This is a genomic window from Candidatus Krumholzibacteriia bacterium (genome assembly GCA_035268685.1).
Classification (GTDB): domain Bacteria; phylum Krumholzibacteriota; class Krumholzibacteriia; order JAJRXK01; family JAJRXK01; genus JAJRXK01.
Genome location: DATFKK010000019.1, coordinates 25,943 through 50,116 on the forward strand (window position 1 = coordinate 25,943; position 24,174 = coordinate 50,116).

Here is a 24,174-nt window from a genome sequence, read left to right on the forward strand (position 1 = left end):
CGCGATCGGAATGACCTCGATGGCTGCCGGACCGCCCCCGCCCGGTTCCACGAAGAGTTCACGCGTGACCCGTAGCTGGGGCGGTCGTTTCCTCACCCACGGCAGCGGTCGCGAGCAGATCGTCGAAGACGTCCACCGGGAGGGCGCGTTCCGCCTGGGGATCCATGGCCTGGTCACCGTCCTGATCTGGCTCGCCACGACCCTGGTGTACCGCGTGTTGTTCCCGGCGCTCGAGCCCGCGGGCGCGACGGGCCACACCCCGGTGACCGACGTGGTGGCCACCTCGTGGCACCAGTTCACGTCCGTGGCCGGGGTCGTGCTCGGGCTCTCCATGTTCGCGCTGACTCGTTGGAGTCCGTGGTCTCCGCGCCGCCTTCTCGATCTGGGCTTCGCCTACTACGTCCTGGGTGGCGCGCTCGTGGCCCTGATCGGAGCCGTCTACGACGTGCTCCCGGACGGCGATCTGCAGGTGCTGGGGATCACATGGACCTGTGTCTGGATCCTGAGCTATTCGATGACGGTTCCGGCTCCGCAGGGGCGTATGCTGTTGGCCGCCCTGGTGGTGGCCTCTCTGGACCCCCTGTTCGCCTTCGGCCGGGTCCACGCCATCATCGGTTCCTTTCCTCCTGCGAGTGAGCTGGTCGTCTGGGCGCCCACGTACATCTGTGCGTTGCTGGCGGTGGTGCCCGCCAGGATCCAGTGGAGGCTGCACACGAAGCTGCGGCAGGCACGCGAGCTGGGCAGCTACCATCTCACCGAACACATCGGTCAGGGAGGCATGGGGGAGGTGTGGCGTGCCGATCACCGCTACCTGGCGCGCCCGGCCGCGGTGAAGCTCATCCGCCCCGAGCAGATCGGAGCCAGCGGCCCGGACGGCCGCCGGCTCGCCAGGCGGTTCGAGCGGGAGGCCCAGGCCACGGCTGCGCTCGAGTCGCCGCACAGCATCGACCTCTTCGACTTCGGTGTCCGGCGGGACGGGACGTTCTACTACGTCATGGAGCTGCTCGACGGCTTCGATCTCGAGAGCTTCGTGCAGTCCTTCGGCCCCATGCCCTCGGGGCGCGTCGCGCACCTGCTGCTGCAGATCTGCGATTCGCTCACCGACGCGCACGAGAAGGGCCTGATCCATCGCGACGTCAAGCCGGCCAACGTGTTCCTGTGCCGGCGAGGACTCCGCGAGGACTTCGCCAAGGTGCTCGACTTCGGCCTGGTCAAGGGGCTGGGACACGACGAGACCGAGACGATGGTCACCGTCGAGGGCGTGACCACCGGGACGCCGGCCTTCATGTCGCCCGAACAGGCGCGTGGGGTCGGAGAGATCGATGCCCGTAGCGACCTGTACTCGTTGGGCTGTGTGGCGTACTGGCTGTTGACCGGTGAGCTGGTCTTCTCCGGTCGTTCGGCTCTGGAGATGGTCGCCGCCCACCTGCGCGACGTTCCGCCGGCACCGTCGGAGGCCTTCGAGGGCCGGTTCGACCGGCAGCTCGAGGTACTGGTGATGCAGTGCCTGTCGAAGCAGCCCGACGATCGCCCCTCCAGTGCGAGGTCACTGGCCGGGGTTCTGGCGGGCCTACCGGTGTCGAAGGAATGGACGGCCGCCGACGCCGAGCGTTGGTGGGACCTCCACGCCCCGGGTGGAGCGTCGGAGCTCGTTCGGAACTGAGCCGCTCGGGGCCTTCGTGCTCGCGGCCCCGCCGTCAGTCGAGGGACGTCAATCCCCGTCCGGCGGATCGATCGTCTCGGCCACCGCCGAGAAATCGTCGTCGGCGTGGCCGTCGTCGACAGCGCGCTCGAGCATCGTGCGCAGCAGGTCCAGTCCTTCCGCGTCGAGTCCCACCGACCGAGCGTGCTCCAGGCCCAGGCGGACGTCCTTCAACAGGTGGCGCGTGGGAAAGGTCGGCGGGGTGTGCTCCCGCGTGCGCAGGTTCTCGAGCTTGATGTCGAAGAGGGGTGGACAGATCACGCTGCCGTGCAGCACCTCCATCCACTGGTCGACGTCGAGGCCACTGCGCCGGACCATGCCCAGGCTCAGCGCGAAGGACGTCAGCTCGGCGCCGATCAGGTGATTGCAGGCCAGCTTCATGGCCGCACCGGCGCCGACCGGGCCGACCCGGCGCGGCTCGCCGAAGACCTGCAGGTAGGATTTCGCCCGCTCGAAGTCCTCGGGATCACCCCCGGCCATCACCATGAGCTTCCCGCCCGCGGCCTGCGGCGTGCTGCCGAGCACCGGCGCCTCGAGGAAGCGTCCACCGCGCGCACCGACCGACCGCGCCAGTTCGCGGTTCTGCTCGGGGGCGACGGTGGACATGTTCACGACCAGGCGGTGGTCGAGGGGCTCGTGGCCGTCGCTGAGCACGGCGCGACAGGCCTCGGCGTCGCTGAGCATGACGAAGGTCAGGTCGCACGCCACCAGGCAGGTCTCGGCACTCGCGGCGAGCCTGGCGCCGCGCTCCACGAGTCCTCCGGTCTTCGACACCGTCCGGTTGAACACGGTCACCGTGTGTCCGGCGTCGAGCAGACGCGCCGCCATGGGCTCACCCATCAGTCCGGTTCCGACGAAGCCGAGTTCCACGGCGGGCCTCCTGTGCAGTGGGGATCGTCGGTCCCGACGTTAACGCGCCTGTCCGGTCGTCGCGACGGACTTCGTGAACTCTCTGGCGGGGCTCTGCTAACCTCGTGGGATCGGATTCCCATCGGCCGGGACGGTCCCTTGGAGCCTCGAGACGACGTGACGCGCCTGCTGCGCGCATGGAGCGACGGTGACGACGGCGCCTTCGACGCGCTGGTCCCGCTCGTGTACGACGATCTGCGCCGCATCGCGCGGCAGCACCTGCGCCGGCGGGGTGGAGCCCTCACGCTCGACACGACGGCGCTGGTGCACGAGGCCTGGCTCCGCCTGGTCGACCACGACCGGGTGGAATGGGAGGACAGGGGGCATTTCCTGGCCGTGTACAGCGTGGTGACCCGAAACCTCCTGGTGGACCTCGCGCGGCGTCGGGCCGCGAACAAGCGCGGGGGCGGACGCAAGCGTGTCGATCTCGATCGGATCGAGCTGTCGGTCGACGAGCAGGCCGATCTGATCCTGGCCCTCGACTCGGCGCTGCAGCGTCTGGGTGACTTCGATCCCCGCCTGGCGCGGGTGGTCGAGTGCCGCTTCTTCGCAGGGCTCACCGAGGACGAGACGGCCCGGGCCATGGACTGCACCGAGCGCACGGTGCGTCGCTACTGGGTCAAGGCCCGAGCGCTCCTGCAGGACCTGCTCGAGGACGAGGAGTCGCGCCCGTGAATCGCTTCGATCCGACCCGCTGGCCCGAGGTCGAGACCCACTTCGACCGACTGTGCGACGCCTCCCCGGACGAGCGCCGCACATCGCTGGCCGCTCTGCGCGCACGCGACGCGGAACTCGCGCACCAGGTCGAAGGTCTGCTCGAGGCGACGGAGACGACCGCGCGGGCCCTCGAGGCCAACGCCCCCGGCCTGGCCGCCGACCTCGTCGCCGACGAGGCGGAGGAACCGGCCACCGAGGCCGGGCGGATCGGGCGCTGGCGACTGGGAGAACGGCTCGGCGCGGGGGGCATGGGAGTGGTCCACCGCGTCGAGCGCGCGGATGCAGCTTTCGAACAGACCGGCGCCATGAAGCTCCTGCGGTGGACCGGAGACGACCCGGTCCTCCTCGAGCGCTTCCGCCAGGAGCGTCGGATCCTGGCCTCGCTGGAGCATCCGAACGTCGCACGTCTGCTCGACGGCGGCATCGCCCCCGACGGACGGCCCTTCCTGGTGATGGAGTACGTCGAGGGGCGGCCGATCACCGACCACTGCCGCGACGAGGAGCTCTCGGCGCCCGCGTGCCTGGACCTGGTGCGTGCGGTGTGCGATGCGGTCGACGCGGCGCACCGTCGTCTCGTGGTCCACCGCGATCTCAAGCCCGCGAACATCCTCGTGACCGACGACGGGACCGTGAAGTTGCTCGACTTCGGGGTGGCCAAGCTGTTGGACGACGCCGTCGAGGTGAATTCCGAGCTGACGATGGCGGGGGGATCCCCGCTCACGCCCAGTTACGCTGCGCCCGAACAGAAGCAGGCGGCCCCGGTGACGACGGCCAGCGACGTCTACGCGCTCGGAGTCCTGATCCACGAGCTCGTCACCGGAACGGTGCCCTCCCGAGGGGACGGCTCGGTCGCGTCGATCTCCGGTGATCTGGCCCTGGTCGTGGCCCGGTGTCTGCACGAGGATCCCGAACGCCGCTACGCGTCCGCCCACGAACTGTCCGAGGATCTCCGGCGCGCCCTGCAGGGCCGGCCGGTCGAAGCCGGTCCCGACTCCGCGATCTACCGTTTCCGGCGGTTGGTGTCCCGCAACCGGGCCACCGCGGCGGCGTCGGCGCTGGCCCTGCTCACGCTGTTCGGAGGGCTGGCCGCAACCACCGTCCAATCGCGGATCGCGGCGCACGAGCGCGACCTCGCGCGCGCCGAGGCCCGCCGTGCCCAGTCGGTGACCGAGTTCCTGGCCGAGATCTTCCACAGTTCCGACCCGCTGCGGGCCGACGCGTCCAATCCCACCGCTCGCGCACTGCTCGCCCGCGGTGTCGAGCGGATCGAGACCGAACTGGCCGACGCGCCGGCGCTCCGGGCCGACATCCTGAGTGCGATCTCGCACTCGTACTTCAATCTCGGTCAGATCGAGCAGGCCCTGGACACGGCCGAGGCTGCTCTGGCGATCCGCGAGGCCGATCCCACGACCGATCCGCTGGATCTCGCCCGGGCCCTCTTCGACGTGGTGTCTCCCCTGAGCACGCGCGGATCGGTCGAGCGGGCCGATTCACTGGCGACCCGCTCGCTCGCGCTGCGACGCGCTCACCTCGAGGCGCCCCATGAGGAGATCGCCCAGTCGGTGTCGGCTCTCGGCGGCGTGCGCCACGACCAGGGGCGCATCGACGAGGCCCATGCCCTGTACCGCGAGGCGCTGGACATGCGTCGCACGCTGTGGGGCGAGGCCCACGAAAAGGTCGCCTTGAGCTGGAACAACCTGGCATCGACCCTGGGACGACTCGGGCGGCACGAGGAGGCCGAGCGCGCGCAGCAAAGGGCCGACGAGATCTGGGTCGATCTCTTCGGTCCGCGCTATCCGTCGCGTGTACAGGTCCTGAACAATCTCGCCCTTTCGGCGTCGATCCGTCACGACCTGCCGGCGGCCGAGACCTACCTGCGCGAAGCCATCGGACTGGCCGAGGAGCTCGGTCTGGGCGAGGGCGCAGCCGCGGCGAACGCGCGCAACTCACTGGGGAAGGTGTTGATCGATCGTGGTGCGTACGACCAGGCGCTGGGCGTGCTGCGGCGCTCATTGCGGGACAACGTCGAGACCACCGGTCCCTCCAGCCTGCAGACCGGTGCGGCGCACCTCACCCTGGGCCAGGCCCTGGTCGGCAGGGGTGACGTGACCGCCGGACTCGACCATCTCCGGCGGGGCCACGGGGCCTTCGAGTTGTCCCTGGGGCCCGATCATCCGTTCACGGCCGCCGCGGTCGGGCTGGTCGGGTGGGGCGAGCTGCGCGGTGGATCCCTCGACTCGGCAGCGGTCCGACTGGAGGCTTCGATCCGCGGACAGCGGGCAGGACTGCCGGCGACGACCCGCCGACTGGGCCGAACCCTCACGGACGCGGCCGAGCTCAGGATACGGATGGGGGACCACGCAGCGGCCGATCGCCATCTGTCCGAGGCCGATTCGCTACTCCGGGCCCGGGACGAGGAACTCGCGAGCTGGGAGCGGGCCAGGATCCACTCGCTCCGCGCCGAGTGCTTCCTGGAACTCGGGCGCGATCCGCACCGGGCGCTCGGCTGGGCAGAGGCCGCGGTGGAGGTGCTGGAGCGCGTTCGTGTCCCCGGGGACGACCTGCTCCGGGCCGCGAAGGCCCGCGCGGAACGGGCGCGCGCCCGGTCGCGCTGAACCAGGAGCGGAACCGGGATCAGTCGCCGGCTGCCCGGGGTGCCCACAGACGACCGATCACACGGGCGATCGGGGGATCGGCGAGCGCGAAGTCGCGTCCGGCGGACCTCGGGTGCGGGAACCACTTCCACAGGAAGCTGCCGATCACGCGGTGCTCGCGCTCGATCTCCTCGAGCGCCACGCGCAGGCACAGGGCCTGGAGCCCGATGGCGTCCGGCCCGTCGGTGCGCGGATCCCAGGGCCGCGCGGCGGCGTCGTGGCTGCGATTGTATCCCAGTTCGGTGAAGACGACGTGGCGGTCGAGCTTCCGTCCGAAGGTTCCCACGTCGTCGAGGATCCGGCGCCATGCGCTCCGGATCTCGGATTCCGTGGGTGGAGTGCTGTCGGTCAGCGGGAAGTAGGCCTGGATCCCGATGACGTCGAGCGCGTCCCAGAATCCGACCTCGCGGTAATGCGTCCAGTTCGCGGCATAGCTCAGGGGCGCGGGAGTGACGTCCCGGACCGCGGCGACGATGGCGCGCCAGGCCTCCTCGTGGTCGAGGGTGCGGTCGAGCTCGGTGCCCACGCAGAAGCCGTCGGCGTCGCGCGTGGCCGCGGCCAGCGCCGTGATCCACGCCCGGTAGCTGCGGAAGAAGCGTTCCCAGGCGGTTGGATCGTCGAACGCGATCTCGCCCCGCCAGGAGAAGCGCGAGCCCCAGTAGCCCAGATGTGGCTTCACGAACACCTTCAGACCGCGCGCCTGGGCCTCGGTGATCGGGCGGTCCAGCCAGGCGGGGCGCCGCTCGGGGTCGATCGGTCGGAACCCCACGCGACCGTCGTCGCGGATCCAGGCGTAGGGGTGGATCGCGATCCAGTCGGCTCCCACCTCGATCATGGCGTCCAGGGAGGGTTCGAGCCCCGGGCCGGCCCAGTCGCGCCCGTCGGTGTGCGTACTGAGGGTGATTCCGTGGATCCGCTGTGCGGAGACCGGAGCGGCCATCACGCCGAGGAGGACCAGGATCAGGATGGTGCGGGTCATGGCTCGGAGTCCCGGGAGGAGAGGGTGCCGGACCTGCTGTCCGGCCCGGTCCGCATTATGATGTTCGCATCGAACCCGATCTGGATTCCACGTTCGGACCGAGGACGTCCGATTCCGGTCCGGTCCTGCGCCGGGCCGCCCTCGCGGAGGCCGCTTCCATGTCCCGTCCCGACTCTCCCGGACTCGCCCTGCTCATCACCGGAACCGACCTGGGGGTCGGTAAGACCTACGTCGCCGCGGGCCTGGCCCGTCTGCTCAAGGACCGGGGAATCGACGTCGGGGTGATGAAGCCCGTCGAAGTCGGCTGGCCGAAGGACACCGGACAGTGGCCTCCCGATGCCGATCGCCTGCGCGAGGCGGCGGGCAGCGACGATCCGATCGAGGACGTCGTACCCTACGCCTACGAGGAGATGGTGGCTCCCCAGGTGGCCGCCGATCAGCACCACGATCCCGTGGAACCCCAGGTGCTGAAGGCGGCGCTCGACCGTCTGCGCGCCAGGCACCAGATCGTGATCGTGGAAGGGGCCGGCGGTCTGGCCGTACCGCTGGACGACGGTTTCGACATGGCGTCGTTCGCACACATGTGCGCCATGCCCGTGCTCGTAGTCTGCCGGGCGCACGTGGGCACCTTGAACCACACCTTCCTCACGGTGCACTACGCGCGATCGCGCGGTCTCGAGGTGGCCGGGATCGTGGCCAATCGTCTCGACCGCACTCTGCACGATCCTTCGGTCGACACCAATGCCCGCATGATGGAGCGCATGTGCGGAGCGCCGGTCCTGGGCATGGTGCCCTTCCGGCCGGAGTCCGACACGCTCGAGGACGTGGTCGACACGTGCAATTCGTGTTTCGACATGGACGCATTCATGAACCGGGTGGGTCTGACCACGACGTCGAAGGGCTGATCCGGCTGGTGCTGGCCACGGATCGCCGGGAACCGTAACGTGGGCCGCCGTCATGGCGGCCCTTCTCCTATTCCATCTGGCTGGTGCGGTGCTCGTCGCGGGCTTCCGCTTCGGCCACGACGTCGACCTGGCCCTGGGGCTCGGTCCGCGCAGTTGGCCCATGCTCGCGGCCGTCACCACCGGACTGGCGGTGCTCGCGCTGCGCCGGCAGGCCCTGGCCGGCCGTGCGCCGTGGTCGTCCTTCGATCGCGCCGCGCTGTGGTCGCTGGTGGGCGTTGGACCCGTCGTCCTGTGGGCGATCGGCGACCGGGAGGCCTTCCGCGGCGTCGACACCTTCGTGTTCGCGGTCATGCTGGCGATCGGCGCGGCGGTGCTGGTCCGGCACCGGGTCCGCTGGACCCGCACGCGCCCCTGGTTCGGCACGGGTGGAAAGGCGGGCCGCTGGCTGTTGGCGGGCACGCTCGTCGCGGCGGTCCTGCTGGGGGGCGTGATCGCCGTCGGTGCACGCGGCGAGTCGGTGGACGGCATCGGCGGTTGGTTGCTCGCGCTGTCGACCTATCCGCTCTATGCCCTCGTGCAGCTGGGGGCCGCGCTCGCACTGCCGGTCTTCGTCTGGCGGCGCGACGGAGCGCCTCCGGCCGTCGTCGTTCTCGCCTGTTCCGTGCTCTTCGCGCTGATCCACGCACCCAACCCGGCGGCCGTCGTGCTCACGGGACTGGGCATGGCGGGGTGGGCCGCGGCGTACCAGCGGGGTGTCGGAATCGTGTGGACGGCCCTCTCCATGGGGCTGCTCGGCGCTCTCGCCGCCCAGGGGCTGCCGGAGCCCGTGAGCCGGAACATGCGGGTGAACGCGGGCTACGTGCTCGCTCTGCAGACCGAGCGGCACGTCGAGGCCTACGACGCGCGCGTGGCACGGTTGGCCTCGGAGTCCTTCCTCGAGGACCACGGAGGTCGCCTGCGGCCCTGGCTCGTGGCGGTCGCGCGCGAGGCCACGGGTGACGAGCCGGCTCCTGGGGTGCTCGACGACTGGGAACGACGGATCCGCCACGCCAATCGCGATCGGATCCTGCGGATGTTCCTCGAGAGTCAGGAGTTCCGCCGCCGGCACGGAATCGACCGTGTCTTCGAGGGCCGGGACCGGTCCTTGCTCTTCACGACCTTCGAACCCTGGCATCCGGCGCACGTGGCCTACGACAGCCTGCGCGCAGCGGATCCCGGCGCACGGGTCGATCTGTCCTTCGACGACTTCCTGCGCCGGGCGTACAGGGAGCTCCTGGGCCGTGAGGCCTCGCCGGAGGAGTTGCAGGGATGGTCACCCCGTCTGCCGCGGCGCGCTCGTGTGGAGGTCGTGAGGGTCGTTCTGCAACGGGCCGGGATCGAGGACCCCGCGCCGTGGAGGCGACCGGAATCCTGGCCCCCGTGGGCAGTTCCTTGACCCTTCTCGGCCCTCGCCACCGGCGACGCCTGGCCCTAGAATGGCGCCGCACCGCGGATCCGGTGTGGCCACGATCACGAGGACGCGAGAACCGATGAGCAGCGAACCCGACACGACATCCGGAGCCACAACGGGCGATGGCGAGATCAGTCTCGCGTCGGTGTTGAACATCCTGTGGCGCCGTCGCTGGATCGTGATCGCACTCCCCGCTCTGGGCCTGATCGCGGGGATCGTCTACGGCCAGGTCGTCACGCCACTCTACAAGGCCACGGCGAGCATCCGTCCCGGCATCACGGCGTTCGACCGCAACGGCGGCGGCCGGCGCGAGTGGCGTCTGAAGGACCTGACCCGCTGGTTCGACAGCGGCATGTATCGTCCGTACACCGGGGAGCTCATGGGTCGCGACCCCAGCGACGTTCCGCTGGTGCGTGCCGACTTCATCCAGCGTGGCCTGCAGAACATCCAGGGTGGCAACGTGATCACGCTGTCGGTGCTCGACGCCTCGCCCGAGAACGCGGTCGACGGACTGCAGGCGAGCCTGGCCGCCTTCACCGAGTACGCCATGAGCGACACGCTGTCGAACTCGATCGTCCTGACCCAGCGGGGTCTGGAGATCCAGATCGACGAATTGCGGCGCTATCAGTCGGTCCTGGAGGCCCGGGTCGACAGCGTGAACGCCGACCTGGCCGTGGCCCGGGTCGAGAGTCTGCAGATCGACGACGAAGAAGCGCGACTCGCCTTCGACATCACGCGGCTCCACGACAAGCGCGAGGTCATGACGCAGAGGAAGGTGGCGCTGGAACGGCGTCTGGTGCGGCTCGAGGACAACCGCGAGGAATTGATGCGCACGCGGGCTCGTGTGCGCGAGCGGGTGGCTCCCGACGCCTCGGAGGCGCCGTCCGGCGTGCGTCCGCAGGCGATGATCACCGACGCCGAGGTCCTGCGCGGCCTGGTGGCCAGCACTGCCCAGCTGGATCGCGAAGCGGCGGCCGTCTTCAGCCGGATCGACAGCCTGCAGCGCGAGATCGGCTCGGCCGAGCGCGAGGCCGTGTTCCTGGAGACCCGCAACCGTACGCTGGTCGCCTTCCAGCGCGCCGAAGCCGGCCGCCTCATGCACGACCTGCGAATGACACGTGACTTCGAGGTGCCCAACGCCATCCGCTCGGTGCAGCTGCGGATCCGCGAGAAGCTCGGTCAGCTCTATGCGCTGTCCCCGATCGAGAAGATCGGCCGGGTGCGGGTGACCGACGAACCCGTCCGCCCGCGGAAGAAACGCGCGATCACCATCCTCACCTTCCTCGGACTGGTCGGTGGGGTCGCCGGAGCCTACGTGTTCGACTACCTCTGGACCCACCGGCGGCGGATCTTCCACGACTGATCCTCAGGCGGCGGACGCGACGTGTGGCCGGCGTGTTCGCTCCAGACGATCCGCGCTGGCCGCGATCAACCAGCTCGCGAGCACCAGGAAGGTCGGGTTGTTCAGGTGTTCCTCGAACAGGAACAGCCCGGTGAGGTGTACGGCGAGCAGGGCCAGGAACCACTGCTCGGACTGCGCTCCGCGGTTCAGGCCCCAGGCCAGGTGCGCGAAGGCCACGACCAGGGCCAGCGCGAGCGGCACACCGAAGAACAGGCCGGCCTGGACGAAGGCGTTGTGCGTGGCCGTGAGCGCCGTCTCGTCGATCATCCGTCGTCGTGCTTCGCTCTGTCCCAGTCCCAGTGGGTGCTCCACGCTCAGCGCGAAGCCCACCCATGTACTGCGCACGCGCTCGAGCGCATTGGCCTGGAACGACGCGGTGTCGGACCAGCGCACCGCTCCGCCGGGCGGACCGATCGCGATCAGTGCAGGAATGGCGACCGCGGCCAGGAGTGCGCTGATCGCGACGCTTCGCCGTGGAGAGCGTGCGGTGGCCACTGCTGCCAGCACCGCCACGGCTGCGACCACGAGCGGGGATCGCGTGAAGGTCAGGTGCAGCGTGACGGCCAGTCCGGCGAGTGCGACCAACGGCAACCACAGTCCGTGGCGACCACGCAGGTAGAACCACAGGGCCGGAGGGAGGATGAGGCTGGTGACGGCCGAGGTCGCGCCGTAGTGCCGGTGCAGACCGGGTAGACGTGTCTGCTTGCCGACCCACGTGGCCATGTCCTGATCGCCGACCGACATGCCGAAGGGGCGCAGCAGCGCGTCGATCTGCAGGAACTGCATGAGCACCACGACGACGTTCGCACCGCAGCCCACGAGGAGGCCCCAGGCGAAGCGATCGAGGGCGCCGCGGTCTCGCAGCATCTCGACCAGCGCGATCGCCCACGGGATCGACAGCAACCAGCGCGCGGCCAGCACCGACGTCCCCCGGTCGCCGTCGAGGTAGGAGAAGAACAGCCAGATCAGGGGGAGCAGGTTCGCCGCTGCGAGCACCGCGAGGGGCAGCGCGCGCACGCCACGGTGATGGGCGCGGACCAGGACCCAGACCGCCAGCCCCGCGGCGATCAGGTCGGTGCCCCGCGGCGACGTTCCCGAGCCGGGAATCAGGTAGAGGTTCACGACCAGCAGGAATCCCAGCCACCAGGGAGCGGAGCGGATCCAGGTGGGAGTCGTCATGCAGAGCTTCCCGGGTGCAGGTCGTGGACCGCGGCAGTATCCGTTCGGCGTCGACCGTGGGTCAAGCGATGGGCGATCACCAGAAGCCGGGCTCGGGTGCACGGCGCAGGCCCGGCGGACCGATTTCGTCGACGGGAACGAACCACGGCACCTCGACCGGCTCTCGCGTCATCTCCAGGGCCCGCAGGATCACGGCCGACTGCCCATCGGGGTCGTCGGGTTCACCGAGTGGATACCCGAGATGCACGTCGCGCACCAGCACCCGCGGGGGGCGCACCTTGCGGCTCACGGGTTCGAGCGTGCTGATCGAAACGGTCGGGATCCCCGCTCGCTCCACCACGCTCTGGATCAGTCCCACGGACTGATGGCACAGGGGTCACACCGGCGTCAGCAGGACCAGGTCGGCCCGCGCCGTTTCGAGCGCGCGAACGATCGCTGGTGCCGAGCGCTGGATCAGCCGTGCCGGCGCGGAGATCGACCCCATGAAGCTGAAGTGCACCGGCGAGACGTCGCCGATCGCTCCCGCGGCGGCCAGGTCCTCGAGCCGCTGCAGGGGCAACGCGACGTTCGGATCGCGCTCGATTCCCGCCGTATCGAAGGCGTTGCTCTTGTGCGCGCTGCGGAGGGTGGCGAGGTCGGTGCCGCGTTCGATCACGCGGTAGCTGACGTCGCCTCCCTTTTCCTCGAGGTCGAAGGGTTCCTGGTCCGGGCCGTGGAAGGCGGCCGTGGTGATCGTCGCGACCCGGCTGTCACGGACCGGCTGCCGGAGACGCGCCCCCGGCCGCCAGTCCACCGAGCGGTAGCGATAGGTCCGCATGAGCACCTGGTGTCGTACGGACAGGTCCGAGAGTCGGGCCACTCGATTCGCTCCCGCTCGGTGTGGCGATCTTCGTTCAGCGGCTCGAACCCACGAGTCCGCGGCGTTCGAGCAGCGGCCGGATCTCGGGCTCGCGCCCGCGGAAGTCAACGTACAGCTCCATGCCCGGTGCCGTGCCTCCGCGCGACAGCAGCGTGCGGAAGCGCCCGGCCATCTCGCGGTCGAACAGATCGCCCTGCTCGAAGGCCGTGAAGGCGTCGGCGTCGAGCACCTCGCTCCACAGGTAGCTGTAGTAGCCCGACGAATAACCACCCGCGAAGACGTGTGCGAAGTAGGTATTGCGGTAGCGGGGGATGATCTCGTCGATCAGACCGATGCGGTCCATCTCGGCCTGCTCGAAGGCCACTGGATCGGCGACCTTCGCGGTGCCGTGTTCGAGGGTGTGCCAGGCCAGGTCGAGGTAGCTGGCGGCCAGGTACTCGGCGGTGGCGAAACCCTGGTTGAAGTTCGCCGCGGCCCGGATCTTCTCGATCAGCGCGTCCGGGATCGGTTCGCCGGTCTCGTAGTGGCGGGCGAACATCCGGAGCGTCTCGGGCTCGCCGAACCAGTTCTCCATGACCTGCGACGGAAACTCGACGAAGTCGCGCGGTACGTTCGTGCCGCTGAGCGAGGCGTAGGTCACGTCGCTCAGCAGGCCGTGCAGACCGTGCCCGAACTCGTGGAAGAGGGTCTTCGACTCGCTGAACGACAGGAGCGAGGGCCCGTCCTCGGTCGGCGGCGGGAAGTTGAAGTTGTTCGTCACGATGGGCGACACGTCACCGGTGAGCTTCTGCTGCATGACCAGCTCGTTCATCCAGGCACCACCGCTCTTGCTCTCGCGGGCGAAGAAGTCCAGGTAGATGATCCCGATGTGGGTGCCGTCGGCCTCGACGACCTCGAAGGCCTGCTGGTCGGGATGCCACTTCGGCATGTCCTCGAGTTCGACGAGGCGGATGCCGAAGAGCTTCTCGGCCACGGCGAAGCAGCCGTCGCGGACCGCGGTGAACTCGAAGTACGGGCGCGTCTCCTCTTCGTCGAGGTCGAAGCGCGCCTTGCGGACCTTGTTGGCGTAGTAGCGCCAGTCCCAGCCGCGGAGCCGGTCGTCGATCCCGTCGGCCCGCATCATCTCCTGCAGGGCCGCCCGTTCCTCCTTCGCCACGCGCAGGGCGGGTTCCCAGACCTGGTCGAGAAGGTCGAGGACGCGGTCGGGGGTCTCGGCCATGTTGTCGCTCAGGACGTAGTGGGCGTGCGTGGGGTATCCCAGCAGCCGGGCGCGCTCGGCGCGCAGTTCGGCCATGCGGGTGAGCAGCGGGTTGTTGTCGTGCTCGTTGCCACGGTTGGCGCGCATGGCGTAGCCCTCGAAGACCTTCCGGCGCATCTCGCGGTTCGGCGAGTACTCCAGGAAGGGATTGCAGCTCGGGCGCTGCAGCGTGAAGACCCAGCCCTCTTCGTAGCCGCGACGCCTCGCCTCGGCCGCGGCAGTGCCGCGCAGGCTGCCGGGCAGGTTGCCCAGGTCGTCCTCGTCGGTCACGCGCAGCTCGAAGGCGTTGGTCTCCTCGAGCAGGTTGTCGCCGAACTGCTGGCTGAGCGAGGCGAGCTCGGCGTTGATCTCTCGCAGGCGCTCCTGCGCGGTGTCGTCGAGGGCCGCGCCGCTGCGCACGAAGCGCTTGTGGGTCTCCTCGAGCAGCTTGGCCTGTTCGCCCGTCAGGTCGAGGCCGTCGCGCTGGTCGTACACGGCCTTCACGCGCTCGTACAGGCGCGGATCGAGCACGATGGCGTCGGAGTGACGCGCGAGTTCGGGCGAGATCACGCGGTTCGTCTCGCGCAACGTGTCGTCGGTGTTCGCCGCCTCGACGGCGTGGAAGACGTTCGACACGCGCTGCAGGTCGGCGCCGGCACGCTCGAGCGCCTCGATCGTGTTGGCGAAGGTCGCGGGCTCGGTCGACGCGGCGAGGGTCTCGATCTCGGCGCGATGGCGCTGCATGGCCTCGCGGAAGGCCGGCAGGTAGTCGTCACTGTCGATCGCGTCGAAGGGGGGAACGCCGAAGGGGGTGTCCCATTCCGCCAGGAGCGGATTGTCGGAACCGGTCATCGTGGAATCCGCCTGGGCAGGGGCGAGGAGCGCGCACGCGATGATCGTGCACGCGAGCGCGAGGAGGGTTCTCTGGCAACGCATGGTCCACGGCCTTTCGTCCGGGCCGGTGTCCGGTCCGGGCTCGTGAGACGGTATGGTGACTGCCGGGAACGACCCGACACCGTACACCAAACGTTCGGGGCCGGCGATGGTGCCTCCGTGATGTGCGGCGCGGCGCGGCTTCCGTGTCGATTCCGTGATCCGGGCCCGGTGTGAAGCATTCGAACCATTCAGATCGTCCACCGCGCGGGTGCCGACTCCAGCGGCGCCGACGAGGAAGTCATGGAGAACTCCGGTGGGGAGTGCATCGTCGAGCGCTGTGCCGGTCCCACCGCCGTGCAGGGCTTCGCCGCCGGCCTGCTCGGTCGAGAAGTGGATCTGCAGTACCGCAGGGACATCACCGTCGACGCCTTGCCCACCCAGGAACTGCAGTTCGGATTCTCGCAGAGCGAGACCGAGGAGACCGTCGTCGAGACCCAGCAGATGGACGAGTGGGTCTACGAGTTCCGCGTGGTCGGCGACAGTGGGTTCCGCGACCGCATGGCTTTCGACACCGTGGATCCGGACGACCCATGGGGTCACCTGACCCAGGTCTTCGGGCCGGACTTCGGCGACGCGGGTTCGACCTTCGACGCCGAACACGAGGCGCTGTGTCCGGAGGACCAGATGTTCTGGTTCGACGACATGACGGCGGGGCTGTTGACGTCGCCGTTCGGGGAGGCGTTGACGCAGTAGGTTCGCAGGCCGGCCTCGGTGCCGGTGATGGATTCGTGAGAGCCCGCGCGGTGGCAGCCGTGCGGGCTTTCGTGTGGGTGGTGCAGCGAACGGCAGTGGGGCGTGCGTCACTTCCGCGGCGGAAGCGTTCCTGGTCGTGGGGACGGAGTGGGGACGTTCCGCGTCGGAACCCCGGAGTACGGTCGGCCGCTTCGTTTGGTGCCTCGAACACGAGCGCCGGTTTTCGCCGTATCTCACGTTTCGTTCCGTTCGCGCACACGTTTCGTCACGGAACCGGGGTCGAAGTGCTCGGGTGGGGTTGCGATACTCCAGAACTCCTCTCCGATGCTTCGTCTCGGGGCACCGCGCCGTCGCTTCCCCTTCGTGCGCCCCGACATGGCTCCCTCACGAACGTCTACGGATCCCGGTTCGATGGACCGCGGTCCGTCACCATGATCCACATTGCAAAGGTGGTTGTTCCGTGAAGAGTCTGATGAAGACGGCGCTCGCATGCGTCGTGATCGCGGCCCTGGTGCCATCGGTGCACGCGCAGCCGGGTGGCGATGTCGGCATCTACTTCGACGAAGAAGGCACGGTGCGGGGGCGCAACGTCGTCCCCGGAGTTCAGTTCGACGTCTACGTCGTCGCGGATCAGATCGTCGGTGGCCTGAAAGCCTACGAATTGTCGGTGAGTGGGGTGGAAGAGGCCGGCCTGTTCCAGCTCGGCTTTTCGCTCTACGGGCCCGCGCCCTTGAACATCGGCGACGCTCAGGCCCAGAACTTCATCGTCGGAACCGGTGCTTGCATGCCGGAGACGACCGCGACGCTCGTGACACTCACCCTCCTGGCGGTCCAAGACGTGCCGGACGACTCGAGGCTCTGCGTCGGCCCCGCGAATCCGACCAGCTTCGACCCACCCGGGCCCGGCTACTCGGACTGCAACAACCAGATCGGAACGTTCACGCTGGTCGGTGACGGTTGCGCCGTCCTCGATCCCACCCAGCCCCCCGACTACGAGGTCGAACTCTCGCTCGACACCGTCAACGCGCAGATCGGCGGCACGGTAAGCATGCCCGTCGGCGTGTCCCAGATCCCCGTGGCCAAGTCGGACCCGTCGCAGCTCGCCGGGATCGACCTGGAGCTGCATTGGGATCCGGTCTTCGCCGCACTCGAGGACGTGCGGGTCACCGGGACCACGCACGACTGGCTCGTGGAGTTCAACGCCGGGTCCGGCACGGCGGACATCTCGGCGGCGAGCACGAGTCCGGTCTCGATTCCGGTGGATGTCGAGGAGCCGGTGCTCGAACTCGACTTCCGCGGCGGCAATGTCGAAGGCTTCACCGACGTCACCATCACGTCCAGCCGGCTCTTCGACATCGGTCAGGGGGCAATCCCCCACGTCACCGATGGGGGCCGTATCTTCGTCGGCTGCGACAAGGGCGACCCGGTCGAGGACGACGAGATCAACTCGGCCGATGCGATCCGCACGCTGCTCATCGCGCTGGGCTCGTACGATCCCACGCCGCTGCAGTTCTGTGCGTCCGACATGGACTCCGACAACACCGTCGACGTCGGCGATGCCGTCCTCGTGCTGCAGACCGCCGTCGGCCTCCTCACGCCGGACCGGCAACGGGGCCAGGAGCCGGACCTCTTCCTGCGCGGTGGCAGCGAGCCCGGCGAGGTCTTCCTGCAGTACAGCGCGGCCGCGGGTGCGGACATGCTCTTCGCCTACGATCCCGAGCGCGTTGCCTTCGAATCGGCGACGGTCGTGGAGGGCAACGGCCTGGTCGCCAGCAACGACGAGAAGAGTGGCGTTCTCCGCCTGGGCTTCGCGTCGGCCCGCGCCGGCCACGGAACCGTGCGCCTGCAGTTCGACGTGGCGGAGTTCGGCGAGACGATGGCGGTGAAGTACGCCGCGGCCTACGACGAGTTCGCCGACCGTCACCTGGTGCCGCTCGACGACCACGAGTTCGTGTTCGGGGTGACCGGGGTGGACGACGTTCCGGGTCTCGGGCGCGGGATCGACTTCGTCGGCGGCCGGCCGAATCCGTTCAACCCCGCCACGGAGCTCCGCTTCGAGCTGGCCGCGCCGGGTGCGGTGCAGGTGTCGATCTTCGACGCCGCGGGTCGCCGGGTGCGGACGATCGACGTCGACCCGCTTCCCGCCGGTGAGCACGGCGTGCGCTGGGACGGCACCGACGACCAGGGCCGCGTGGCCGCGAGCGGCGTGTACCAGGTGCTCGTCGAATCGTCGGTGGGGGCGGATCGTGGGCGCGTCATCATGTTGAAGTAACGCGCCGGCGATTCCCACCACGCAGAGGCCCATCCGGATCCAGCCGGGTGGGCCTCTGCGCACCCTCGAGCCCACGGGTGGAGGGGTCCGTGGTCCACCGCGTCTCGAGCGTTGCGGTCCCGCCGTTCCGAAAGTGAGATGTCGTTCGTGCGCTGGTTGTCTCCGCGACGGCGTCTGGTAGTCTCGGGTCGGGCTCCCGTAGCCCGAGGTTGGCCCGTTCATGAGCAGAAAACGACCGCGACCGTCAGCGATGGTCGCGGCCTTCATCGCCCTGGCCCTCCTCCTGCCGGTCTTGCCGCGCGGAGCGACGGCGGCCACCGTCCACGACCACTGGACCACCGAACTCGACCTGCGCTACCACGCCGGTGACGACGCCGTCCGCGGGCGTTGGACCGAGCGTCTGTCGGTGACGGTGGGCGACGACGTCGACATCGGTGAGATCGCACGGGTGACGGTCGTCGACGAACCCTACCAAAAGCTTCACGGCTTCCGGGCCACGCTCACCCGACCCGACGGGACCACTCGGACCTTCCGACGCGATGATCTGGGTTGGGCCACCTGGAGCGCTGGCTCCCGGATGCTGGTCCGTGTCGAATCGCGGATGCGCTCGACGTTGATCCCGTCGGTCCGCGTCGGCGATCGACTCGACGTCCGCATCGATTACGTCGTCGACCGTCTACACGGGATTCCCCCGGTCGGTCTCCACGACACGGGACACCCCACGCGGGAACGGACGCTGCGCGTCCGGCATCCGAACGACCACCGTCTGCTGTGGTCGGTGCGGGGACCGGATCCGTTGCTTCGAACGGTCGAGGTCGACAGCACGCAACAGGACGACGCCGTGGTCGTTCGCTGGACGCTGCGAGACCTTCGGCCGCACCCGGCCGAGGCGCTCGCGCTCGGACCACCGGGTGGAGGACTGCAGTGGACGGCGGCGTTCGCCGAGACGAGCGAGACCGCGCGCGCCGATGCCTTCGCGGCGGGTCCTGCCTGGTTCACGGTCGGCAAGGGCTACGCGCGGCGCATCGCGCCCACCCTCGAAGCCAACGACGAGATCGTGGCTGCTGCCCGCGAAGTGGTCGTGGGAGCGACGAGCAACGCCGAACGCATCGAACGCCTGTACCGCCACGTCCAGTCGAGTTGTCGATATCTGGGTCTGTTCGAGGGCCTCGGTGGGATCCTTCCCGAACCAGCGTCCACGACCTTCGAGCGTCGCTACGGCGACTGCAAGGGACTGGGGACGCTGCTGATCGCGATGCTGCGCGCGGTGGACGTCGAGGCGCACCCGGTGCTGGTAGCGGCCGATCGCTGGATCGATCCCGACGTCCCGAACATGACGCAGTTCAATCATTTCGCGGTGTGGGCGGAAGACGGTCGAGGCGGTGTGTGGCTGGACCCGACCTACGACGGCCTTCCGGCCGGTCTGTTTCCCACGCGGAACGTGGTGTCGCCGGTCCTGGTCCTCCGGCCTGGAGCGGTGCGCTTGGTCGAGGTGCCGGCCGACGTTGCCCGACGTGGTCGCGTCGAGGTCGAGATCGACGGTCGGATCGATGCGGACGGTCGGTGGCAGATCTCGCTCCGTGAGACGCGGACCGACAACGCACGCCTGATGGCGACGCTGGCGGAACGTGAGCACACGACCGAGGAGCGACGTCAGCTCCACGCCGATCGTCTGCTCGACCGCGGGCTGCGCGCGGCCGTCGCCTCCGTCGACGTTCAGGGCCGCGACGACTGGGGCGCACCGCTACGTGTCCACGTCGAGGCGCTGGCCCGGACACCGCTGCCGCGCGCCGGGCGGCGCATGTTCTTCCCGCGGCGGATCCTCCCCGTGCGTCGCTTCGATCTGAGGCCGGCCACGCGTCGGACACCCGTCGACCTGCGGTCTCTTCCCGACCGCGTCGAGCGCTGGCGACTGCAGCTGCCTCCCGGCACAACGGTGACGGCCGATTCCCTCGAGGCCGAAGGTGCCGGATCGCGTGTGCGCACGAGGTGGTGGGTCGACGGCGATGTCCTGTTCCTCGAACGTCACCTGCAGCTCCGACCGCGCGTCGTGCCCGCCGACAGTGTGTCCTCCCTCGCAACCGTCCTCGACACCGTCCGCGACAGCGAGGCCGGCCATGTCGAGATCCGTTTCCCCGAAGCCTCGGAGTCCGAACGATGAACGCCCCACGAACCCGATTGCCGAGCGCTCCCGTTCTCGCCCTGATCCTGTTGACCTGCTTCGTGACCGAGGGGTCGACCGCCGACCGCGACTTCATGCTGAGTCAGCGTGGCGACGACGCGCTGCGAGCCTACTGCGAGAAGGTGATCCCCTTCGCCGAGCAGGCGCGCGAGGAAGGAACCACGGGCGCCGTCATCCTGGTCGACACGCACCTCCTGGACATCCAGGATGAGCACAGCACGTTCCAGAACAACCGCCTGCTCACCCGTCTGGACGAACTCGACGAGGACGTTGCAACGCAAGCGATCCCGGTGCAGGGGATCGAGGTCGAGAAGGTCGAGGCCTTCGTCGTGCGACGTGATGGCTCGATCGAGCGCTTCGATCTCGAGGACGACAAGATCCGTCTGACCGAGGAGGAGGTCGACCTCGGCCGCCGTGTCGTGATCGGGTTTCCCCAGGTCGAACCCGGGGACGTGTTCGGCTACAGCCTGCAGACACGTCTCGACTCGAAGCTCTACCAGAAGCGCATCGATCTCGCGGACGAATGGCCCGTCCGGTACGGGCAGATCCACGTGCTGACGGGCAATCGCCTCGCCTACAACGTCTGTCCGCAGAACATCGACGCCGACGAGTACCGTCTCGAGGCGGTCGAGAAGGACCGGACGTATCCCACGTTGTCGAAGTTCACGTGGGCCCGGCAGGCCGCCGTCGGTGACGATCCGATGGCTCCGCCCCGCGACATCCGCACGCCCCATGTGTGGATCGCCCACTACGGTGACTACGACCTGGATTGGGCGAGCTGGTTCATCAACAACAACTGGAACACCTGGGCCACGTCGCTGTGGGCGTCGACCATGCTGGACGACGAGATCCACGACGACGTGGTCGCCCTGGCCGAAGAGGTCACGGAGGGGATCGAGGACCCGATCGGGCGGGCCGACGCCCTGCACACGTGGGTGCAGGACGAGATCGTCCTCGCCGACGCGCTGGAGATCGGGTCGGAGGCCGGATTCACGCCGTCGGAGGAGATCGTCGAGCGTCGAACCGCCACCGGACTCGAGAAGTCCATGCTCCTGAACGATCTCATGCGCGGAGTCGACCTCGAACCCGTGCCGATGCTCCTGCGCGCCGCCTCCCTGGGCGGGTTGGACGCGGCGAATCCGGGACTTTGGCAGTTCAGTCACCTGGCGCTGGTCCTTGCCGGCGAATTCGAGTCATCGGCGGATCAATGGTACTGCCCAGCCGCCCCGGGGTGTCCACCCCGAGCCCTTCCGCCGGACCTGCGCGGTGTGCAGGCCTTGCACGTGGTGAAGGATCCCCAGGAGGTCTACGACGATGCGATCTCCGCGGCGGTGCGCTCGAGTTCGGTTCCCGAGACCCAGATGAGGAATTTCCAGAGGCACATTGCTGCATCGGGCATCGCGCGCTTCGTCCGGACGCCCGGCGATCCCGACGAGACGGTCGGGCACACGACGGAGATCCTGCAACTCGATCCCGTTCGTGAGGTCTTTCGGGCGGAGGTCGTGGCCGACGGCTTCACCGCGCTGACCCGGCACCGCACGGTCGACGACCTGCACGGCACCGCCGAGACATGGTGGTCGAACCGCTTCCCGGACGACGAGATCACCGTAGCCGGGGTCGATCGTGATCTGTCGACGCCGGGTCGGATCCGGCTCGAGGTGTCGTCCGAGCTCGAGGCCGGTCCGATCCCCGAGGCGCAGGGGGACGTGTGGATCCTGGACGTGGCTTCGTTCTTCGGTGAGACGCCGCTCTCCGGTCTGCAGCTCGGAAGTCGCCGCTCGTCGCTCTGGATTCCCCGCAGCGAGGAGTTCGTCTTCGAGACCTGGCTCCCGCTTCCGGACGGATGGTCGTCGGCCCGGCTCGCGGCTCCGGCCACCGTCGAGGGTGAGACCTTCGGCTATTCCCTGGGCGTCGCGGTCGACGAGGGTCGTGTGTGTGTACGGCGGGAGATCCGTTTGCGGCGCAGCGATCTCGAACCCGACGACTTCGACACCGAACGCGAGGCCTGGCGGAAGGCGATGGACCTCGAGTCGACCCCCCTCGTGCTGGAGCGGATGGACACGGGGAAGTAGCGATCGAGTGTGGCGTCTGCGGTCGCAGAGGCTGCCCGCCAGGTGCCTTCGGGTCCGGTGCACCGGCCTGTCCGGGCATTGGCACCACGGTCTGCCGGGCGCGCCCAGACCGCCGACCCGTGAAGCCCCGATGGTCGGCTCGGCGGCGCTCGCCTAGCTCACGCTCCGAGCGCACGATCCGACCGTCCGGGCCCGTGGGACCGGGCGGATGCCCCCGACTGAGGAGGACCCCATGCCACGCCTGAAGGACAAGGTCGCCCTGGTCACCGGCGGCGCCCTCGGGATCGGCCGCGAGAGCTGTCTCGCGCTGGCCCGCGAAGGTGCCGCCGTGGCCGTCACCGACGTCAAGACCGACGAGATCGAAGAAGTGGCCGCCACGATCGGCGACGAAGGCGGTACGGCCGCCGCCTGGGAGCTCGACGTGAGCGACGAGGAGCAGGTGCAGAAGGTCTTCGCCGCGGTCGTCGAGGAGTTCGGCAGGCTCGACGTGGTCGTGAACAACGCCGGGATCGCCGGACCCAACAAGCCCACGCACGAGATCGAACCGGAGGAATGGGATCAGCTCATGGCCGTGAACGTGCGCGGCGTGTACCTGTGCACGCGCGCGGCGATTCCGCATCTGCGCTCGGCCGGCGGCGGATCGATCATCAATCTGTCGTCGATCTACGGAATCGTCGGGGCTCCGGATCTTCCGCCCTACCACGCGTCGAAGGGCGCGGTCCGGCTCATGACGAAGACCGACGCCCTGCTCTACGCCGAGGACTCGATCCGTGTGAACAGCGTGCACCCGGGCTACATCTGGACACCGCTCGTCGAGGAGCTGGGCAAGGAGCACCCGGACGGTGTCGAGGCCTTCCGGCGCGAACTCGACGCGAAGCATCCGATCGGTCACGTCGGAGAGCCGGCGGACATCGCCCACGGCATCGTCTACCTGGCCTCGGACGAGTCGAAGTTCGTCACCGGCAGCGAGCTGGTGATCGACGGCGGCTACACGGCGCAGTGATCGAGCAGGTGTGGGCTGGGGAGATCCCCCGGCTCCGCGCACGGACCGTCCCCGCGCCGCCCGCCACGCGGCATCGCTAGGCTGTGCACTCCCCGGCCGGCGACCGACGATCGCGACCTGGATCGCCGGCAGGCCCCGACGCAAGGAGGTCCCCCGTGGACATTCCCCGCATCGAACCGACGGTTGCGCACCAGCACGCCTCGGAAGGCGATGCCCTGATCGTGTGCGCCTACGACGACGAGAAGAAGTGCGACGACCTCGGCGTCTCCGGCGCGATCTCGCTCCACGAGTTCGAGGATCGTGCCGAGGACCTCGACCGTCGTCGCGAGATCATCTTCTACTGCAACTGACCCAACGACGAGAGCTCCGCCCGTGCGGCGGACCGATTCGCCGAGCAGGGGTTCGAGAACGTCGAAGTCGTCGCTGGCGGCTACGACGCGTGGGAGAAGGCAGAGCTGCCCACGACCTGAGCTCGACGACCCCGGCCGGCCGGTCTCCGGTCGGCCGGGAGTCAACCCAGGAGGTGCCCCCATGGCCACCGAGGCCTTCGCCATGACGAGTCCCGCGTTCGCCGAGGGCGCGATGATCCCCACGCGCTACACCTGCGACGGTGAGGACGTCTCACCCCCGCTCGACTGGGGCTTTGCGCCTCCCGGGACACGCAGCTACGCCCTCATCGTCGACGACCTCGACGCCCCGTCGGGAATCTTCACCCACTGGCTGCTCTTCGACCTCCCTGCCGAAGCCGACGGACTGATCGAGAACGTCCACGAGCTCGGCACCGAGGGCCGCAACGACTTCCAGAAGAAGGGCTACGGCGGTCCGTGCCCGCCCACCAAGGAAGGCGACCACCGCTACCGCTTCCGCCTGCTGGCCCTCGACGTCGACGAGCTCGACGTGTCGAAGGGCACCGACCGCGCCAGCCTCGAGGTGGCCATGCGCGGACACGTGCTCGACGAGACGGTGCTCATGGGTCGGTACGCGCGCGGCTGACCAGGCAGTCGACGCCGGCCGATCGACCGA

General features: G+C 69.0%; 19 protein-coding genes. 13 read left to right on the forward strand and 6 right to left on the reverse strand.

Annotation, left to right across the window (positions count from 1 at the left end):
* Positions 1–64: 64 nt before the first annotated feature.
* Positions 65–1,663: a serine/threonine-protein kinase gene (locus VKA86_01740; protein HKK69910.1), complete on the forward strand. Its 1,599-nt coding sequence runs from the start codon at positions 65–67 to the stop codon at positions 1,661–1,663.
* Between the two features lie 48 nt (positions 1,664–1,711).
* Here VKA86_01740 and VKA86_01745 read toward each other — a convergent pair whose 3' ends face one another.
* Positions 1,712–2,572: an NAD(P)-dependent oxidoreductase gene (locus VKA86_01745; GenBank protein HKK69911.1), complete on the reverse strand. Its 861-nt coding sequence runs from the start codon at positions 2,570–2,572 to the stop codon at positions 1,712–1,714.
* A 156-nt stretch (positions 2,573–2,728) separates the two neighbouring features.
* Between VKA86_01745 and VKA86_01750 the strand changes: the two genes are divergently transcribed.
* Complete coding sequence (locus VKA86_01750) at positions 2,729–3,286, forward strand: ECF-type sigma factor (protein HKK69912.1); 558 nt, start codon at positions 2,729–2,731, stop codon at positions 3,284–3,286.
* Positions 3,283–5,943 (forward strand): serine/threonine-protein kinase, encoded by a 2,661-nt coding sequence (locus tag VKA86_01755; protein HKK69913.1) that lies wholly within the window; start codon positions 3,283–3,285, stop codon positions 5,941–5,943. The genes VKA86_01750 and VKA86_01755 overlap by 4 nt, the downstream gene beginning before the upstream one ends.
* A 19-nt stretch (positions 5,944–5,962) precedes the next feature.
* On the opposite strand, the gene VKA86_01760 is transcribed toward VKA86_01755, so the two are convergent.
* Positions 5,963–6,961, reverse strand: a complete 999-nt coding sequence (locus tag VKA86_01760) for a hypothetical protein (protein ID HKK69914.1) — start codon at positions 6,959–6,961, stop codon at positions 5,963–5,965.
* A gap of 158 nt (positions 6,962–7,119) precedes the next feature.
* Between VKA86_01760 and bioD the strand changes: the two genes are divergently transcribed.
* The 3 genes from bioD (at position 7,120) to VKA86_01775 (ending at position 10,679) form a co-directional block, all read left to right on the forward strand.
* A complete protein-coding gene (gene bioD / locus VKA86_01765; GenBank protein ID HKK69915.1) occupies positions 7,120–7,866 on the forward strand; it encodes a dethiobiotin synthase in 747 nt (248 codons plus the stop codon).
* 52 nt (positions 7,867–7,918) lie between these two features.
* Complete coding sequence (locus VKA86_01770; protein HKK69916.1) at positions 7,919–9,301, forward strand: hypothetical protein; 1,383 nt, start codon at positions 7,919–7,921, stop codon at positions 9,299–9,301.
* A 94-nt stretch (positions 9,302–9,395) separates the two neighbouring features.
* Entirely contained in the window at positions 9,396–10,679 is a 1,284-nt protein-coding gene (locus VKA86_01775; GenBank protein ID HKK69917.1) for a Wzz/FepE/Etk N-terminal domain-containing protein, read from the forward strand.
* 3 nt (positions 10,680–10,682) lie between these two features.
* Here the strand turns inward: VKA86_01775 and VKA86_01780 are convergent, their stop codons facing one another.
* The 4 genes from VKA86_01780 to VKA86_01795 form a co-directional block, all read right to left on the reverse strand.
* Positions 10,683–11,897: an O-antigen ligase family protein gene (locus VKA86_01780; protein ID HKK69918.1), complete on the reverse strand. Its 1,215-nt coding sequence runs from the start codon at positions 11,895–11,897 to the stop codon at positions 10,683–10,685.
* Between the two features lie 76 nt (positions 11,898–11,973).
* On the reverse strand, positions 11,974–12,255 hold the full coding sequence (locus VKA86_01785) for a hypothetical protein (GenBank protein ID HKK69919.1): 282 nt from the start codon (positions 12,253–12,255) through the stop codon (positions 11,974–11,976).
* Between the two features lie 18 nt (positions 12,256–12,273).
* Positions 12,274–12,756: a glycine/sarcosine/betaine reductase selenoprotein B family protein gene (locus tag VKA86_01790; GenBank protein ID HKK69920.1), complete on the reverse strand. Its 483-nt coding sequence runs from the start codon at positions 12,754–12,756 to the stop codon at positions 12,274–12,276.
* A 34-nt stretch (positions 12,757–12,790) separates the two neighbouring features.
* The gene (locus tag VKA86_01795) at positions 12,791–14,845 is read right to left on the reverse strand and encodes a M3 family metallopeptidase (GenBank protein ID HKK69921.1); all 2,055 of its coding nucleotides are present in this window, start codon (positions 14,843–14,845) and stop codon (positions 12,791–12,793) included.
* A 324-nt stretch (positions 14,846–15,169) separates the two neighbouring features.
* Between VKA86_01795 and VKA86_01800 the strand changes: the two genes are divergently transcribed.
* The 7 genes from VKA86_01800 to VKA86_01830 all read left to right on the forward strand — a co-directional run bounded on the left by VKA86_01800 (position 15,170) and on the right by VKA86_01830 (position 24,144).
* Entirely contained in the window at positions 15,170–15,622 is a 453-nt protein-coding gene (locus VKA86_01800; GenBank protein ID HKK69922.1) for a hypothetical protein, read from the forward strand.
* 460 nt (positions 15,623–16,082) lie between these two features.
* Positions 16,083–17,894: a FlgD immunoglobulin-like domain containing protein gene (locus tag VKA86_01805; GenBank protein HKK69923.1), complete on the forward strand. Its 1,812-nt coding sequence runs from the start codon at positions 16,083–16,085 to the stop codon at positions 17,892–17,894.
* 220 nt (positions 17,895–18,114) lie between these two features.
* Positions 18,115–20,055: a transglutaminase-like domain-containing protein gene (locus VKA86_01810; protein HKK69924.1), complete on the forward strand. Its 1,941-nt coding sequence runs from the start codon at positions 18,115–18,117 to the stop codon at positions 20,053–20,055.
* Positions 20,052–22,148, forward strand: a complete 2,097-nt coding sequence (locus VKA86_01815) for a hypothetical protein (GenBank protein ID HKK69925.1) — start codon at positions 20,052–20,054, stop codon at positions 22,146–22,148. Before VKA86_01810 ends, VKA86_01815 begins: the two co-directional genes overlap by 4 nt.
* A gap of 232 nt (positions 22,149–22,380) precedes the next feature.
* Positions 22,381–23,151, forward strand: a complete 771-nt coding sequence (locus VKA86_01820) for a glucose 1-dehydrogenase (protein HKK69926.1) — start codon at positions 22,381–22,383, stop codon at positions 23,149–23,151.
* A 155-nt stretch (positions 23,152–23,306) separates the two neighbouring features.
* Positions 23,307–23,501: an ArsR family transcriptional regulator gene (locus VKA86_01825; protein ID HKK69927.1), complete on the forward strand. Its 195-nt coding sequence runs from the start codon at positions 23,307–23,309 to the stop codon at positions 23,499–23,501.
* Between the two features lie 181 nt (positions 23,502–23,682).
* Positions 23,683–24,144 carry a YbhB/YbcL family Raf kinase inhibitor-like protein gene (locus tag VKA86_01830; GenBank protein HKK69928.1) on the forward strand — a complete coding sequence of 154 codons (462 nt, stop codon included), beginning with the start codon at positions 23,683–23,685 and terminating at the stop codon, positions 24,142–24,144.
* Positions 24,145–24,174: the final 30 nt, after the last annotated feature.

What these genes read in the sequence shown, in the direction of transcription:
- VKA86_01760 (HKK69914.1), bottom strand. Translation starts at nt 6,961, where the DNA reads ATGACCCGCACCATCCTGATCCTGGTCCTCCTCGGCGTGATGGCCGCT.
- bioD (HKK69915.1), top strand. Translation starts at nt 7,120, where the DNA reads ATGTCCCGTCCCGACTCTCCCGGACTCGCCCTGCTCATCACCGGAACC.
- VKA86_01770 (HKK69916.1), top strand. Translation starts at nt 7,919, where the DNA reads ATGGCGGCCCTTCTCCTATTCCATCTGGCTGGTGCGGTGCTCGTCGCG.
- VKA86_01775 (HKK69917.1), top strand. Translation starts at nt 9,396, where the DNA reads ATGAGCAGCGAACCCGACACGACATCCGGAGCCACAACGGGCGATGGC.
- VKA86_01780 (HKK69918.1), bottom strand. Translation starts at nt 11,897, where the DNA reads ATGACGACTCCCACCTGGATCCGCTCCGCTCCCTGGTGGCTGGGATTC.
- VKA86_01795 (HKK69921.1), bottom strand. Translation starts at nt 14,845, where the DNA reads ATGACCGGTTCCGACAATCCGCTCCTGGCGGAATGGGACACCCCCTTC.
- VKA86_01800 (HKK69922.1), top strand. Translation starts at nt 15,170, where the DNA reads ATGGAGAACTCCGGTGGGGAGTGCATCGTCGAGCGCTGTGCCGGTCCC.
- VKA86_01810 (HKK69924.1), top strand. Translation starts at nt 18,115, where the DNA reads ATGAGCAGAAAACGACCGCGACCGTCAGCGATGGTCGCGGCCTTCATC.
- VKA86_01815 (HKK69925.1), top strand. Translation starts at nt 20,052, where the DNA reads ATGAACGCCCCACGAACCCGATTGCCGAGCGCTCCCGTTCTCGCCCTG.
- VKA86_01820 (HKK69926.1), top strand. Translation starts at nt 22,381, where the DNA reads ATGCCACGCCTGAAGGACAAGGTCGCCCTGGTCACCGGCGGCGCCCTC.
- VKA86_01830 (HKK69928.1), top strand. Translation starts at nt 23,683, where the DNA reads ATGGCCACCGAGGCCTTCGCCATGACGAGTCCCGCGTTCGCCGAGGGC.